Below are 14640 nucleotides of genomic sequence, written 5' to 3'. Positions count from 1 at the left end.
TCCACCAGGTGCTCCAGATACCGCCTGGCCGTGATCCGCGAGATCCCCACGGCTTCGGCGACCCCCGCCGCCGTGAGCCCCTCCTCCGCGTCCCGCAGCGCCCCCGTCACCCGCTCCAGTGTCGGCGCGCTGAGCCCCTTGGGCAGCGCCGCCGGGCCCGGCGCCCGCAGGGTGGCCAGGGCGCGGTCCACCTCGTCCTGGCCGCTCGCCTCGCCCACCGCCTCCCGGAACTCCGCATACCGCACCAGCCGGTCCCGCAGTGTCGCGAAGGTGAAGGGCTTCAGTACGTACTGCACGACCCCCAGGGAGACGCCCTCCCGCACCACCGCGAGATCCCGCGCCGAGGTCACCGCGATCACGTCCGCGTGGTACCCGGCCGCCCGCAGGGAGCGCGCCAGCTGCAGGCCGTGCACGTCGGGCAGGTGCAGGTCCAGCAGGAGGAGGTCCACCTGCGTGCGCTCCAGGGCGCGGCGCGCCTCGGCGCCCGTGGCCGCCTTGCCGACCGCCGTGAAGCCCGGCACCCGGCCCACGTACATCACGTGTGCATCGGCGGCGACCGGGTCGTCCTCCACGACCAGGACGCGGATGGGCTCGGTCATGCGTCACCTCCGGACGCGGGCGCGGTGCGGGTGCGTCTCATGCGTCACCTCCGGACGCGGGCGCGGTGCGGGTGCGTCTCATGCGTCTCCTCCGGGGAGGGCGGCCTCGGCGCCCGGTGACGTCCGCTGAGCCGCGATGGCCGCCCCCACGGTAGGCAACGGCACCCGGGCTTCGAACTCCGCCCCGCCTCCGGGCGCCTCCGACACCGTGAGGGTGCCGTCGTGGCGGCGTACCGTCTGGCGGACCAGGGCGAGGCCCAGGCCGCGGCCGCCCGGGGCGGTGGCGGGCTTCGTCGACCAACCGCGTTCGAACACCGCCTCCGCGTGCGCGGGGTCCACGCCGTCCCCGGTGTCCGACACCCTCAGGACCAGGTCCGGGCCGTCCGTGTACGCGGTCACCGTCACCCGGGCGCCCACCGAGCCCTGGGCCGCGTCCACCGCGTTGTCGATCAGGTTGCCGAGGATGGTCACCAGGTCCCGGGCAGGCAGGGAGGGCGGCAGCAGACCGTCGTCGATGCTGCTGTCGTCGGACACCACCAGCTCCACGCCCCGCTCGTTCGCCTGTGCCGCCTTGCCCAGCAGCAGTGCCGCCAGCACGGGCTCGTTGACCGCGGCGACCACCTGGTCGGTGAGGGCCTGCGCCAGTTCCAGCTCGGCCGTGGCGAAGTCGGCCGCCTCCTCCGCGCGGCCCAGCTCGATCAGCGACACCACCGTGTGCAGCCGGTTCGCCGCCTCGTGCGCCTGCGAGCGCAGCGCCTGGGTGAAGCCGCGCTCCGAGTTCAGCTCGCCCGTCAGCGCCTGCAGCTCGGTCACGTCGCGCAGGGTGACGACGGTGCCCCGGCGTTCGCCGCCGGAGACCGGGGAGGTGTTCACCACCAGGACCCGGGCCGCCGTCAGGTGCACCTCGTCGACCCGGGGCTCGGAGGACAGCAGCGCGCCCGTCAACGGCGCCGGCAGTCCGAGGTCCGCCACCGAGCGGCCCACCACCTCGCCGCTCACCCCGAGCAGCTCCCGGCCGCCGTCGTTGATCAGCGCCACCCGGAACTGGCCGTCCAGCATGAGCAGGCCCTCGCGCACGGCGTGCAGGACGGCCTGGTGGTAGTCGTGCATACGGCTCAGCTCGGTGGCGTTCATGCCGTGGGTGGAGCGGCGCAGCCGGGCGTTGATCACGTAGGTGCCGATGCCGCCCAGGAGCAGCGCGCCGACAGCGACGCCGGCCATGGCGGTGACCTGGTCCTGGACCCGGGCCGTGACCGTCTCGATCTTGATGCCCGCGCTCACCAGGCCGACGATGCGGCCGCCGTCCCAGATGGGGGTGACCGCGCGCTCGGACGGGCCGAGGGTGCCGGTGTACCTCTCGGTGAAGGTCTCGCCCTTCAGCGCGCGCTCGATGTGGCCGCGGAAGTGTTCGCCGATGCGCTGGGGGTTGGGGTGGGTCCAGCGGATGCCCTGGGGATTCATGATCGTGACGAAGTCCACGCCCGTGTGCCGCTGCACCTGGAGCGCGTAGGGCTGGAGCGACTTCGTCGGGTCGGCGGTGCGGATCGCCGCCCGGACCGACGGGGAGTCCGCGACCGAGCGGGCCACCGCCGTCGCCTGCCGGTCGGCCGCCTGGCGGGCCTGGCTGTGGTCGCTGACGTAGGTGAACAGCGCGTACCCGGCCACGAGCACCGCGATCAGCACGGCCTGCATGGCGAACAGCTGACCTGCGAGGCTGCGGGGTCTCGGTATGGGGGGTACGCGCATGGGTTCAGTCTGCCTCGCCGTTCCCGCTCTCCGTATAAGCGAGAACTAAATGAACGGAAGGGTGACCGCCCTCACAGGGGCGGGAGATAGTCACGGCATCCCCCCGGGAGCGTGCGCCGCCTCCCGGACCCCGGGAGTACACGCCCAGGATCACGGGAGTACACCTCCCGGAATCCTGGGAGTACGCCTCCCGGAATCCCGGGAGTACGCCTCCCGGACCCCGGGAGTACGCCTCCCGCCATCCCCCGGACGTGAGCCGCACGCCGGATCAACCGACGACGTCGTCGAGGAGGGCAGCCGTGGCCAGCACAGCCCCAACGGCACCTGCCGCGCCCGCAGCCAAGCGGGACCGCACCCACTACCTGTACATCGCCGTGATCGTCGCGGTGGCGCTCGGCATCGCCGTGGGCCTGGCCGCCCCCGATGCCGCCGTCCAGCTCAAGCCCCTCGGCACGGGCTTCGTGAACCTGATCAAGATGATGATCTCGCCGATCATCTTCTGCACGATCGTGCTGGGCATCGGTTCGGTACGCAAGGCCGCCAAGGTCGGTGCCGTCGGCGGCATAGCCCTCGGCTACTTCCTGGTGATGTCCCTGGTGGCACTCACCATCGGCCTGGTGGTGGGGAACGTCCTGCACCCGGGTGAGGGCCTGCACCTGACGAACGCGATCAAGCAGGCGGGCCACGCGCAGGTGTCGTCCGACGCGCTGCCGCCGGTCGACTTCGCGCTCTCGATCATCCCGACGACGTTCGTCTCCGCCTTCACCGAGGGCCAGGTCCTGCAGACCCTGCTCGTGGCGCTCCTCGCCGGGTTCGCGCTGCAGGCGATGGGCCCGGTCGGCACGCCGGTGCTGCGCGGCATCGAGCACGTCCAGCGGCTCGTCTTCCGCATCCTCGCCATGGTGATGTGGGCCGCGCCGATCGGCGCCTTCGGTGCCATCGCCGCCGTCGTGGGCTCGTCCGGCCTGGCCGCGCTCAAGAGCCTCGCCGTTCTGATGCTCGGCTTCTACGTCACCTGCGTCCTGTTCGTCTTCGTCGTGCTCGGAGCGGTGCTGCGCATCGTCTCGGGCCTGAACATCTTCTCGCTGCTGAAGTACCTGGCCCGTGAGTTCCTGCTGATCCTGTCCACGTCCTCCTCCGAGTCCGCCCTTCCGCGCCTCATCGCGAAGATGGAGCACCTCGGCGTCAGCAAGCCCGTGGTCGGCATCACCGTCCCGACCGGCTACTCCTTCAACCTCGACGGCACCATGATCTACATGACCATGGCGTCGCTCTACATCGCCGACGCGCTGGGCACGCCGATGTCCGTCGGCGAGCAGATCCCGCTGCTGCTCTTCCTGCTCGTCGCCTCCAAGGGCGCGGCGGGTGTCAGCGGCGCCGGCCTCGCCACGCTGGCCGGCGGCCTGCAGTCGCACAAGCCCGCGCTGGTCGACGGCGTCGGCCTGATCGTCGGCATCGACCGCTTCATGAGCGAGGCCCGCGCCCTGACGAACTTCGCGGGCAACGCCGTGGCCACCGTCCTGATCGGCACCTGGACGAAGGAGATCGACAAGGAGCGGGTCCGCCAGGTGCTCGCCGGACAGCTGCCCTTCGACGAGACCACGCTGCTGGACGAGGGCCGCTCGGCGGTCCCGGCCGAGGAGGCCGACGACGCCGAGGTGGCAGGTCAGGGCGGCGACAAGGAGCTGGCCAAGGCCTGAGCGCCCCGCTGGTGGAGCGGCCCGGCACCTGCGGGCCGCCCCTGGCTGGTCGCCCCCTCGCCGTGGAGCGGCGTGATGTCGCGTCCCGCGCCCCTTACCTGGCGCCACTCACCCCGAGCGGTCGAGCCTCCCCCCGTGGGCTCGGCCGCTCGGCCTTTTTCTGTTCCCGGGGCGGTCTTCAGCCGCTCAGCTTCGCCACCAGCTCGCCGGCCCGCGCGGCGGGCACCCCCGCCGCGGCCAGTAGTGTGACCGCGGCCGAGCGGCCCGCTTCCCGCGCTGCCAGCAGGCCGTCGTTCACCGCCTCCATCAGTGCGATCAGCATCTGCTCGTGCACATACGCCAGCGCCTGCGGCGGCAGCGGCGATGCGAAAACGCCCTGCTCAAGACCGCGTGCCAGGATCTCCGTACAGGCCTCGCGGACCGGTGCCAGCCGGTCGCGGATGCCCTGCACGGTGACGCTGCGCTGGGCCAGCGCGACCAGGATCCGGTAGCGGTCGGCGACCTCCCAGACGGCCAGCGTCGAGCGGGCCACCGCCTCCGCCGGGTCCGTGACGCCCTCGCGGCCCGCCGCGTGCGCCGCCGCCACCGCCTCCACCGCGCCGTCGACGAGGGTGCCGATCAGCGCCTCACGGCTCGGGAAGTGCCCGTACACCGTGCGCCGTACGACCCCCGCGGCCCGGGCGATCTGGTCCATGGACGCATCCGGGTCGCGCAGCAACTCGGCCAGTGCGACATCCAGGATGCGGCGGCGGTTTACATCGGCCCGGCTGGCGTTACCCGTGGTCATGGCTGCCATTGTGCACGGCCCCGCGGGGCGACCGTACGGCTCCACAGGGCCTCCACCTCCTCCATTTGCACATCGTTGTGCAATACCGTACCTTGCACAGTGTTGTGCAGTTGCACGGTGATGTGCAAGTCGCTCTGCGCGTCATGGGCAATGGAGGAGAGGAAGGCCCGCACTCATGCGTCTCGTCATGAACGAACCGGTCGAGAGGACGGACCGGCCCTACCGCCGGCGGTGGTGGGCGCTGCTCGTGCTCTGCCTGAGCCTGCTGATCATCGTGATGGCGAACACCGCCCTCACCGTCGCCGCCCCCGACATGACCCGCGACCTCGGTCTGTCCAGCGCCGACCTGCAGTGGGTCATCGACGGCTACACCGTCCCCTACGCGGCGCTGATGCTGCTGCTCGGCGCGATCGGAGACAAGTACAGCCGACGCGGGGCACTGGCCCTCGGGCTCGTCGTCTTCGGCGGCGGCGCCGTCTTCGGCTACCTCGCCGACAGTGCCGCCACCGTGATCGCGGCGCGCGCCGTGATGGGCGTCGGTGCCGCGCTGATCATGCCCGCCACGCTCTCCCTGCTCGCCGCCACCTTCCCGCGCGCCGAACGCGCCAAGGCGATCACCCTGTGGACCGCCACCGCGGGGCTCGCCATCGCGGCCGGACCGGTCGTCGCCGGAGCGCTGCTCAAGGACCACGGCTGGTCCTCGACCTTCCTGATCAACGTGCCGATCGCCGCCGTCGCGCTGGTCGCGGCCTTCGTCCTGGTCCCGCCGTCCAAGGCCGCCCACCACGACCGGATCGACGTCGTGGGCGGACTGCTGTCGGTGGTCTGGATCGGCTCGCTCGTCTACATGATCATCCAGGGACCGCACTTCGGCTGGGGCGCCAAGGCCGTCACGGCCGCCGTGGTCGCGGGCGTCGGACTCGTGCTCTTCGTCGCCTGGGAGCTGCGCCACCCGCGCCCGGTCCTGGACGTGCGCCGCTTCGCCCATCGCCGCTTCGCCGGCTCCAACCTCGCCGTCGCGCTGTTCTTCCTGGCGGTCTTCGGCGCCTTCTACTACCTCACCCAGCACCTGCAGTTCGTCCTCGGCTACGACGCCCTGCAGACCGGCGTACGCATGCTGCCGCTCGCCGGTGCCGTGTTCGTGGGCTCGGCGCTGACCGGGTTCCTCACCCCGCGCGTCGGCATGAGGATCACCGTCACCGCGGGCATGGTCGGCGGCACGGCGGCGCTCGCGCTGCTCACCCGCGTCGACGCCGGATCCGCCTACGGCGACTTCGTGCTGCCCCTGGTGATCCTGGGCCTCGCGATCGGCCTCGCGCTCTCCCCCTGCACCGACGCGATCATGGGGGCGTTCCCGGAGTCCGAGCTGGGCGTCGGCGGCGCCGTCAACGACACGTCCCTCGAACTCGGCGGCTCGCTCGGCATCGCCCTCCTCGGTTCGGTGCTCGCCAACTCCTACTCCTCGCACCTGGCCGACGCCACCGCGGGCAGCCGGCTCCCGGCGAGCACGCTGGACACCGCGCAGGACTCCGTCGGCGCCGGATACGCGGTCGCGCAGGGCATCGGCGACAGGGCCCGGCAGCTCGCCGAGCAGGCCGCCCACGCGGGCAGCGCCCAGCAGGCCGCACAGCTCAAGACACAGGCCGGCCAGCTCGCGGACGGCGCCCGGCAGATGGCCGACGCGGTCGGCTCGTCCTTCGCGGACGCCGTCGCCCACACCAGCCTGGTCGGCGCCGTGGTCCTCGGGGTCGGCACCGTCCTGGTCGCCGCGCTGCTGCCGCGCAAGGACCGCCCCGCGCAGCCCGCCGAGACGCAGGCCGAGGAGCGGGAACCCGTCGCCGCCGGACGCCGCTGACCTCGGCGGGAACCCCGCGCCCTGCCCCCACGTCTCGTAGGACATGCACTACCGTGCCGTGCCGGAACGACCGGCACGGCACCTTCATGCGGGAGGCACGGGGGCAATGAAGATCGACTGGGACCGGCGCACCTGTGCGCGCCGCGGGCATGTGACCTACGCGCCGGACGACCCCCGGCTGCGGATCCGGCTGCACGCCCAGACCGCGCTCGGGGACGTATGGCGCTGTCTGCGTTGCGGCGACTTCGTGCTCGGCGAGCCGCACGGCTCGGGACCGGCCGGCGACGCCCCGCTCGTGCCGCGCGGCAAGGTGCTGCGCGACCTGTTCATCCTGCGCTTCCTGGCGATCGAGCGGGCCGTACGCGGGGTGTTCATCGTGCTGGTCGCGGTGGCGGTGTGGAGGTTCAGCAACAGCCAGGACGCGGTGCGACGGCTGTTCAACGAGTACCTGGAGGTCTTCCGGCCGGTCTTCCGGCACTTCCACTACGACCTCGACCACTCGCCCGTGGTCGACACCATCCAGAAGTCCTTCGGCTACCGGCACTCCACGCTGATCCTGGTGGCCGGGCTGCTGCTGGCGTACGCGCTGATCGAGCTGGTCGAGGCGGTCGGACTCTGGTACGCCAAGCGCTGGGCGGAGTACCTGACGGTCGTCGCCACCGCGGCCTTCCTGCCGCTGGAGGTGTACGAGCTCACCGAGCACATCAGCGGCCTGAAGATCGCGACACTGGTCCTCAACATCCTCGCGGTCCTCTACATCGCGTTCGCCAAGCGCCTGTTCGGGCTGCGCGGCGGCCGCAAGGCGTTCGAGGAGGAGCGGCGGAGTGCCTCCCTGCTGGAGGTGGAGGAGTCGGCGGGGGTCCTGCTCACCCCCTGAACCGTCGCGGTGCCGGCGTCCCGACCGCCACCGGCCCGCCCGGGTCCGTCACGACGTCCCGGCCGCGTACCGCCAGAAGTCGCGCATCAGGGCGGGCGGGGTCGGCCCCTCCATCGCGCGCTGGGTGAGCAGGATCGCGACCGTCCCGGTGGCCGGGACGACGTGGGCGCTGGTGCCGGTGCCGCCGACCCAGCCGTAGCGGCCGGGGACGGTCCATGGATCGGAGGCGGCGATGTCCACCGAGCCGCCGTAGCCCCAGCCCTGTCCCTCGAGGAACAGGGCGGCCCTCGCGCGCTGCGCCGCGGTGAGATGGTCGGTGGTCATCCGGCGCACCGACTCCGTGGTCAGGACACGGCGGCCGTCGGGCGTGGTCCCGCCGGCGAGCAGCATGCGGGCGAAGGCCAGCCAGTCGGCGGCCGTACCGGCGAGGCCGCCCCCGCCGGACGGGAACGCGGGCAGACTGCTCCAGCCGCCGTCCGGGGTGTCGATGGCCTCGAGGCCGCCCGTGCCGTCGGGGCGGTAGGCGGTGGTGAGGCGGTGGCGCTCGGTGGCCGGCACCTCGAAGGCGGTGTCGCTCATCCCCAGCGGCTGAAGGATCCGCTCGGCCAGCACCTCGGGCAGCGGACGGCCGGTCGCCCGGGCGATCAGCACGCCCTGGAGGTCGGAACAGGTGTGGTAGAGCCAGGCCTCGCCCGGCTGGTAGAGCAACGGTAGGCGGGCCAGTTCGGCGACCCAGGCGTCGGGGTCGGGGAGAGCGCGCGGATCCGCTCCGGGCCTCTGCACCTCGAACAGGGCCTTGACCTGGGGCAGGGAGAAGTCCGACGGGAAGCCGTACCCCGCGCGGAAGGTCAGCAGGTCCTGCACGGTGATCTGCCGGGAGGCGGGCACCACGTCGTCGATCGGTCCGGCGGGGGTGCGCACCACGGTGGGGTGCGCCAGTTCCGGGATCCACACGGCGACCGGGGCGTCGAGGGCGAGGGTGCCGTCCTCCACGAGGGTCATCACGGCGGCGGCCACGAGGGGCTTGGTGATCGAGGCCAGGCGGAAGATCGCGTCGGGTGGCATCGGCTGCGCGCCGGTGGCGTCGAGGGAGCCGACCGCCGCGCTCTCCGTACGGCCGTGCCGCTCCACCAGGGCCACGGCGCCCGGCGCCCAGCCCTTGTCGATGTACGTCTTCAGGAGGTGGTGCAGGGTGGTCATGGGTCCGTCCGTCCGCCGTCGCCGGGTCCTGTCACAGATGAGACCGCCGGAGGGGGCCGGAGTCATCGGTGCGCGCCGGGGGATTGGCGGGATTTTTCCCGCGGGCCCGCGCGACCGTCTGCGGCGTTGCGCCGCCTGCGGCCTTGCCCTGACGTCGGCGTCAAGGATTACCGTCGCGGACATGCGAATCGGCGAGCTGGCGGCGCGGGCCGGGACCACCACGCGGACCCTGCGGTACTACGAGTCGCGGGGGCTCCTGCCCGCGCGGCGCAGCGGCAACGGATACCGCACCTACGACGAGCGCGATCTGCGGCTGCTCCAGCAGATCCGCACCCTGCAGGACTTCGGGTTCGACCTGGAGGAGACACGGCCCTTCGTGGAGTGTCTGCGGGCCGGGCATCCGGAGGGCGACTCCTGCCCGGCGTCGCTCGCGGTCTACCGGCGCAAGCTGGACGAACTGGACACGCTGATCGGGGAGTTGCGGTCGGTGCGGGAAAAGGTCGCCGGACAGTTGGCGCGCGCCGAGCGGGCCCGTGACGGGCTGGCCGCCGAGGCGCTGGTTCCGGGGGGTCCGGAACCGCTGTGCGAGCTGGGAGGGCAGGAGCGGTGATCAAGGCGGATGGTGTGGCCGAGGTGACGGACGCGGACTTCGGGGCGGAGGTGCTCGGATCTGATCTGCCGGTGCTGGTGGAGTTCACCGCGGACTGGTGTCCGCCGTGCCGGCAGATGGGGCCGGTGCTCAGCTCCCTGGCCGTCGAGGAGGGGGACCGGCTCAAGGTGGTCCAACTGGACGTGGACACCAATCCGGAGACGACGAACGCCTACAAGGTGCTGTCGATGCCGACCTTCATGGTCTTCCGGAACGGTGAGCCCGTGAAGGCGATGGTGGGGGCGCGGCCCAAGCGGCGGCTGCTGGAGGAGCTGTCCGACGTGCTGTGACGTCACGTCCGCATAGCAGAAATCCCCCGAGCAATTGCGCTCGGGGGATTTCTGTGCGTATATTCAATGATTCGCGACTTAATGTGGACAGAGTCGCGGAGAAGTTCAGTGAACACAGTATATCCGGGCGGGAGCTGAATTGTCAAACACCGAATTTCCGGACGATGAATTGCGGCACGAGCAGGAATTCATCGACGGGCTGTACGCGCGCGTGGACGCGCTGCGCGGCGACACCGAGGTCTCCGTCGCGGACGCTCTCTCCCAGGGGGACAAGCCCATGCAGGCCCGCCTGGAACGGGACATCCTCGTCGCCGAACGCTCGGGCCTGCTGGCCGCCCTGAACGCCGTGGACGGCTCGCTGTGCTTCGGACGTATCGACCTCACCTCCGGGGCGAGCCACCACATCGGCCGTATCGGGCTGCGCGCCGACGACGCCGAGCGCACGCCGATCCTGATCGACTGGCGGGCCGAGGTCGCCCGCCCCTTCTACCTGGCCACCGGGCACACCCCGATGGGCCTGCGCCGACGCCGGCACATCTCCACCGAGGGCCGCCGGGTGACGGCCCTGCACGACGAGCACCTCGACGTCGCCGACCGCGAGCGCACCGGACACGAGGACCCCGCCGGGGACGACGTGCTGCTCGCCGCGCTCAATGCGGCCCGCACCGGCCGGATGAGCGACATCGTCCGGACCATCCAGGCCGACCAGGACCGCATCATCCGCGCACCCCACCGGGGCGTGCTGGTGGTGGAGGGCGGCCCGGGCACCGGCAAGACGGCCGTCGCGCTGCACCGCGCGGCCTACCTCCTCTACGAGCACCGGGAGCTGCTCGCCCGCCGCGCCGTCCTCATCGTCGGCCCGAACCCGGCGTTCCTCGGCTACATCGGCGAGGTGCTGCCCTCCCTCGGCGAGACCGGCGTGCTGCTCGCCACGGTCGGCGAGCTGTTCCCCGGCGTGAAGGCCACCACCGCCGACACACCCCAGGCCGCCGCCGTGAAGGGCCGCGCCGACATGGCCGACGTGCTCGCGCGGGTCGTCGCCGACCGGCAGGCGCTGCCCGACCCGGTCATCGCCATCGAGCACGACCGGGACGTCCTGCTGCTCGACGACGGACTCGTGAACGTGGCCCGCGAACGCACCCGCGCCGCGAAGCTGCCGCACAACGTGGCGCGCGAGCACTTCGAGGGCCACATCCTCAACACGCTGACGGACATGGTCGCCGAACGGATCGGCACCGACCCTTACGACGGCTCGAACCTCCTCGACGCGAGCGACATCACCCAGATCCGCGACGAACTCGCCGAGAACCCGGAAGTCTGGTCCGCGATCGACCAGTTGTGGCCGCGTCTGACCCCGCAGCGGCTGGTCGCCGACTTCCTCGCCGACCCGGAGGGCTATGTGTCCGACGAGGACGCGGCCGCCATCCGCCGTCCGGTCACCCGTGCCTGGACGACGGCCGACATCCCGCTGCTCGACGAGGCGGCCGAACTCCTCGGTGAGGACGACCGGTCGGCCCGCGCCCGCGCCGAACGCGAGCGCGAGGCCCAGGTGTCGTACGCGCAGGGCGTGCTGGACGTGTCGTACGCCTCCCGGACCTACGAGTTCGAGGACAAGGAGGACAGTGACCCGGAGGCGTCGGAAGTCCTGTCGGCGCACGACATCATCGACGCCGAACGGTTCGCCGAGCGGCAGGAGGAGGCCGACCACCGCAGCGCCGCCGAGCGCGCCGCGGCCGACCGCACCTGGGCGTTCGGGCACATCATCGTCGACGAGGCGCAGGAGCTGTCGCCGATGGCCTGGCGGCTGCTGATGCGGCGCTGCCCGACCCGCTCGATGACCCTGGTCGGGGACCCGGCGCAGACGTCCGAGGCCGGCGGGGTCGGCTCCTGGTCGAAGATCCTCGCGCCCTACGTCGAGGACCGCTGGGAGCACACCCGGCTCGGCGTCAACTACCGCACGCCTGCCGAGATCATGGAGGTCGCGGCGGCCGTGGTCCGGGCCGAGCACCCCGGCTTCGAACCGCCGAGCTCGGTCCGTTCCACGGGCGTACGGCCGTGGGCGCGCCGCGCGGAGGACGACCTGCCCGGCACGGTGGCGAAGGCGGTCGCCGAACTCACCCCCGCCGAGGGCCGGCTGGCGGTGATCGCCCCGCGCGAGCTGCACCGGGCGCTGGCCGCCCGGTTCGACGGGGTGACCGCGGGGGGCGAACCGGACCTGACCCGGACCGTGGTCCTGCTCGACCCGCGCCAGGCCAAGGGCCTGGAGTTCGACTCCGTCCTGGTGGTCGAGCCGGGGCGTTACGGCACGAGCGACCTCTATGTCGCGCTGACGCGGGCGACGCAGCGGCTGGGCGTGGTGTACGGCGGGGAACTGCCGAAGCCACTGGCGGCGGCACTGCGGGACTCGGACGTCGAGCGGGCGAACGCAACGGAAACGGAGATCACCGGGGCGTAACAGTTCACGCTGTGATCACCGGCTGTGCACGTCCGGTGCGGTATGCGTGTCGGTATGGACGCCCAACCGTACGCGACCGCGCCGGCCGACAGCCCGTCGCTCGCCTCGCTGCCGGTACCGCCGTTGCTCACCTCGGAGTTCGACGCCGATCCCGGAGCCGTGTACGAGCGGCTGCGGCGCACCTACGGCCAGGTCGCGCCGGTCGGGCTGACGGGGGTGCCCGTGTGGCTGGTGCTCGGCTACCGCGAGGTCCTTCAGGTGCTGCGCGACGAGAGCGTGTGGCGGCGGGACGTACGGTACTGGCGGGCCCGGGCCCAGGGGTGGCTCCCGGCCGACTGGCCGCTGCTCGCGGGCTACGAGGTGCGGCAGACGATGTTCATGGACGACGACGAGCACCGGGCGGCCCGCCGCACCCACCATTCGGCGCTGCGCCCCTTCCAGGACGGGCACACGCCGCAGGGCTGGGAGCTGCGGGCCGCCGTCGCCCGCTACACGGACGAACTGATCGGCCTGCTGGCCGCCGAGTCCGGGCGGACGGGGTTCGCGGACCTCGGGGCGCAGTACACACGGCCGTTGCTGCTGATGGTGACGACGCGGCTGTTCGGCTGCCCGGTGGAGCTCGGCGACGAGCTGGTCATGGACCTGTGGCGGATGCTGGACGGCGGGTCGGACGCGGGGGCGGCGACGGGCAGGGCGCTCGCGGCCATGACCCGGCTGGCGGCGCAGCGCCGGGGGCAGCCCGGCGACGACCTGACCTCGTACATGCTGCTGGCCGATCCCGACCTGTCGGACGAACAGCTGGGCCGGGAGCTGTTCATGAACGCGGTCTACCTCAACGACGTCACCGGGAACATGGTGCTGAACACGCTCCTGGAGGTGCTGCGGGGCAACGCCACGGTGCGGCGCGGTCTGTCGGCCGGGCAGCTGGGGGAGACGGTGAACCGGGCGGCGCTGGTCAATCCGCCGGTGGCCAACATGTGCTTCCGCTTCGCGGCGCGGGACGTGCGGCTGGGCAACTTCTGGATCCGCGCGGGCGACGCGGTGTCGCCGTCGGCGGCGGCCGCGCACCGGGACCTGCTGGCGCTCGACTCGTCCTCGTCGGTAGACCCGGCGAGCAGTACGCGGGCGCATCTGGGGTGGGGGGCGGGGCAGCACCAGTGCCCGAGCGCGGCGCGGGAGCTGGCCGGGATGATCGTGGCGACGGCGGTGGGGCGGGTCTTCGAGCACTTCGCCCAGGCGGAACTGACGTTGCCGCCAGATCAGTTGCCGTGGCGGTCGGGGCCGGTGGTGCGGGGGCTGCGACTGCTGCCGGTCCGCTACGAGCTGCACGGGGACGTGCCGCTGCGGGGTGCGCGTGGCTCCTCGGGGGGCGCGCCGGAGCCCCCGGAGAAGCCGCGCACTGTGGAACGGGAGGCGAGGGGGTTGCTGGCGGGGCTGCGGAGGCTGATGTTCGGCAGCCGCTGAGCCGACGGTGGGGTGTCTCGCCCCCGCCGCCCCTACCCGTCCCACCCCAGGGGCTCCGCCCCTGGACCCCGCTCCTCAAACGCAGGAGGGGCTGGATTTCAGCCCGTCCGGCGTTTGAGGACGCGGCCGTTCAGGCCGAAGCGGGGGTCTGGGGGCGGCAGCCCCCCGGGACGGGACGGGCAGGGGCGGCGGGGGCGAATAACCTAGGCCGGGCGGAGCCAGAGCGTTGCCAGCGGCGGCAGCGTCAGGCGCAGGCTGGCCGCGCGGCCGTGCCACGGCGTGGGTTCCGGCTTCACGGGGCCCGGGTTGCGCACGTCGCCGCCGCCGTACGCCGCCGCGTCCGTGTTCAGCACCTCGTGCCAGGCCGGGACGTCGTCGGGCACACCCAGGCGGTAGTCGTGGCGGACGACAGGGGAGAAGTTGGAAACCGCCAGCAGCGGGCTCCCCTCCGCGTCGTGGCGCAGGAAGGCCAATACGTTGTCGTCCGCCGCATCGCCCACGACCCAGCTGAAACCGGACGGTTCGGTGTCCCGCTCCCACAGCGCCGGCGTGCCGCGGTAGACCGTGTTGAGGTCGCGGACCAGGTCCCGCACCCCCCGGTGGTCCGACTCCGCCCCGTACTCGGCATCCAGCAGCCACCAGTCCGGACCGTGCTCCTCCGACCACTCCGCACCCTGCGCGAACTCCTGCCCCATGAAGAGGAGTTGCTTGCCCGGGTGCGCCCACATGAAGCCCAGGTACGCACGGAGGTTCGCCCGCTGCTGCCACCAGTCGCCCGGCATCTTCGACACCAGCGACCGCTTCCCGTGCACCACCTCGTCGTGCGAGATCGGCAGGACGTAGTTCTCGCTGTAGGCGTACACCATCGAGAACGTCATCTCATTGTGGTGGTACCTGCGGTGGATCGGGTCGTGGGCCATGTACTCCAGCGAGTCGTGCATCCAGCCCATGTTCCACTTCAGCCCGAAGCCGAGGCCCCCGAAGCCGCTCGGCCCCCGGTGGTGCGTCGCCCGGGTCA

12 protein-coding genes are annotated in these 14640 nt (G+C 72.3%); 7 read left to right on the top strand and 5 right to left on the bottom strand.

Going from position 1 to position 14640, the window contains the following annotated elements; all coding sequences use genetic code 11:
* On the bottom strand, positions 1-599 hold a 599-nt coding region (locus C3488_RS36655), incomplete at its 3' end, for a response regulator (protein WP_103845189.1).
* A gap of 78 nt (positions 600-677) precedes the next feature.
* Positions 678-2345: a sensor histidine kinase gene (locus C3488_RS36650; RefSeq protein WP_103845188.1), complete on the bottom strand. Its 1668-nt coding sequence runs from the start codon at positions 2343-2345 to the stop codon at positions 678-680.
* A 299-nt stretch (positions 2346-2644) separates the two neighbouring features.
* Here C3488_RS36650 and C3488_RS36645 point away from each other — a divergent pair, with 299 nt between their 5' ends.
* Positions 2645-4045 carry a cation:dicarboxylate symporter family transporter gene (locus tag C3488_RS36645; protein WP_103845187.1) on the top strand — a complete coding sequence of 467 codons (1401 nt, stop codon included), beginning with the start codon at positions 2645-2647 and terminating at the stop codon, positions 4043-4045.
* Between the two features lie 178 nt (positions 4046-4223).
* Here the strand turns inward: C3488_RS36645 and C3488_RS36640 are convergent, their stop codons facing one another.
* Positions 4224-4841: a TetR/AcrR family transcriptional regulator gene (locus tag C3488_RS36640; RefSeq protein WP_103845186.1), complete on the bottom strand. Its 618-nt coding sequence runs from the start codon at positions 4839-4841 to the stop codon at positions 4224-4226.
* Between the two features lie 166 nt (positions 4842-5007).
* On the opposite strand from C3488_RS36640, the gene C3488_RS36635 reads away from it, so the two are divergent.
* Positions 5008-6687 (top strand): MFS transporter, encoded by a 1680-nt coding sequence (locus tag C3488_RS36635; protein ID WP_103845185.1) that lies wholly within the window; start codon positions 5008-5010, stop codon positions 6685-6687.
* 106 nt (positions 6688-6793) lie between these two features.
* The gene (locus C3488_RS36630) at positions 6794-7564 is read left to right on the top strand and encodes a DUF2127 domain-containing protein (RefSeq protein WP_103845184.1); all 771 of its coding nucleotides are present in this window, start codon (positions 6794-6796) and stop codon (positions 7562-7564) included.
* A gap of 48 nt (positions 7565-7612) precedes the next feature.
* On the opposite strand, the gene C3488_RS36625 is transcribed toward C3488_RS36630, so the two are convergent.
* Positions 7613-8764: a serine hydrolase gene (locus tag C3488_RS36625; protein WP_103845183.1), complete on the bottom strand. Its 1152-nt coding sequence runs from the start codon at positions 8762-8764 to the stop codon at positions 7613-7615.
* A gap of 181 nt (positions 8765-8945) precedes the next feature.
* Between C3488_RS36625 and C3488_RS36620 the strand changes: the two genes are divergently transcribed.
* From C3488_RS36620 to C3488_RS36605, 4 genes are all read left to right on the top strand, one after another.
* Complete coding sequence (locus C3488_RS36620; RefSeq protein WP_103845182.1) at positions 8946-9374, top strand: MerR family transcriptional regulator; 429 nt, start codon at positions 8946-8948, stop codon at positions 9372-9374.
* Positions 9371-9703, top strand: coding sequence for a thioredoxin domain-containing protein (locus tag C3488_RS36615; RefSeq protein WP_308460708.1), 333 nt, complete (start codon positions 9371-9373; stop codon positions 9701-9703). Before C3488_RS36620 ends, C3488_RS36615 begins: the two co-directional genes overlap by 4 nt.
* 139 nt (positions 9704-9842) lie before the next feature.
* Positions 9843-12158, top strand: coding sequence for an AAA family ATPase (locus C3488_RS36610; protein ID WP_258053872.1), 2316 nt, complete (start codon positions 9843-9845; stop codon positions 12156-12158).
* A gap of 54 nt (positions 12159-12212) precedes the next feature.
* Complete coding sequence (locus C3488_RS36605) at positions 12213-13622, top strand: cytochrome P450 (protein ID WP_103845180.1); 1410 nt, start codon at positions 12213-12215, stop codon at positions 13620-13622.
* A gap of 203 nt (positions 13623-13825) precedes the next feature.
* Here C3488_RS36605 and C3488_RS36595 read toward each other — a convergent pair.
* Positions 13826-14640 (bottom strand): alpha amylase C-terminal domain-containing protein (locus C3488_RS36595; RefSeq protein ID WP_181139345.1); only part of this gene is annotated, 815 nt, incomplete at its 5' end.

This window comes from Streptomyces sp. Ru72, assembly GCF_002920635.1.
Lineage (GTDB): Bacteria > Actinomycetota > Actinomycetes > Streptomycetales > Streptomycetaceae > Streptomyces.
Note: the sequence above shows the minus strand (reverse complement) of the source record. Positions and strands in the feature narration are given on the sequence as shown.

Bases quoted from the DNA above. Each gene is read 5' to 3' on its own strand.
- C3488_RS36650 (WP_103845188.1), bottom strand. From the start codon at position 2,345: ATGCGCGTACCCCCCATACCGAGACCCCGCAGCCTCGCAGGTCAGCTG.
- C3488_RS36640 (WP_103845186.1), bottom strand. From the start codon at position 4,841: ATGGCAGCCATGACCACGGGTAACGCCAGCCGGGCCGATGTAAACCGC.
- C3488_RS36635 (WP_103845185.1), top strand. From the start codon at position 5,008: ATGCGTCTCGTCATGAACGAACCGGTCGAGAGGACGGACCGGCCCTAC.
- C3488_RS36630 (WP_103845184.1), top strand. From the start codon at position 6,794: ATGAAGATCGACTGGGACCGGCGCACCTGTGCGCGCCGCGGGCATGTG.
- C3488_RS36625 (WP_103845183.1), bottom strand. From the start codon at position 8,764: ATGACCACCCTGCACCACCTCCTGAAGACGTACATCGACAAGGGCTGG.
- C3488_RS36620 (WP_103845182.1), top strand. From the start codon at position 8,946: ATGCGAATCGGCGAGCTGGCGGCGCGGGCCGGGACCACCACGCGGACC.
- C3488_RS36605 (WP_103845180.1), top strand. From the start codon at position 12,213: ATGGACGCCCAACCGTACGCGACCGCGCCGGCCGACAGCCCGTCGCTC.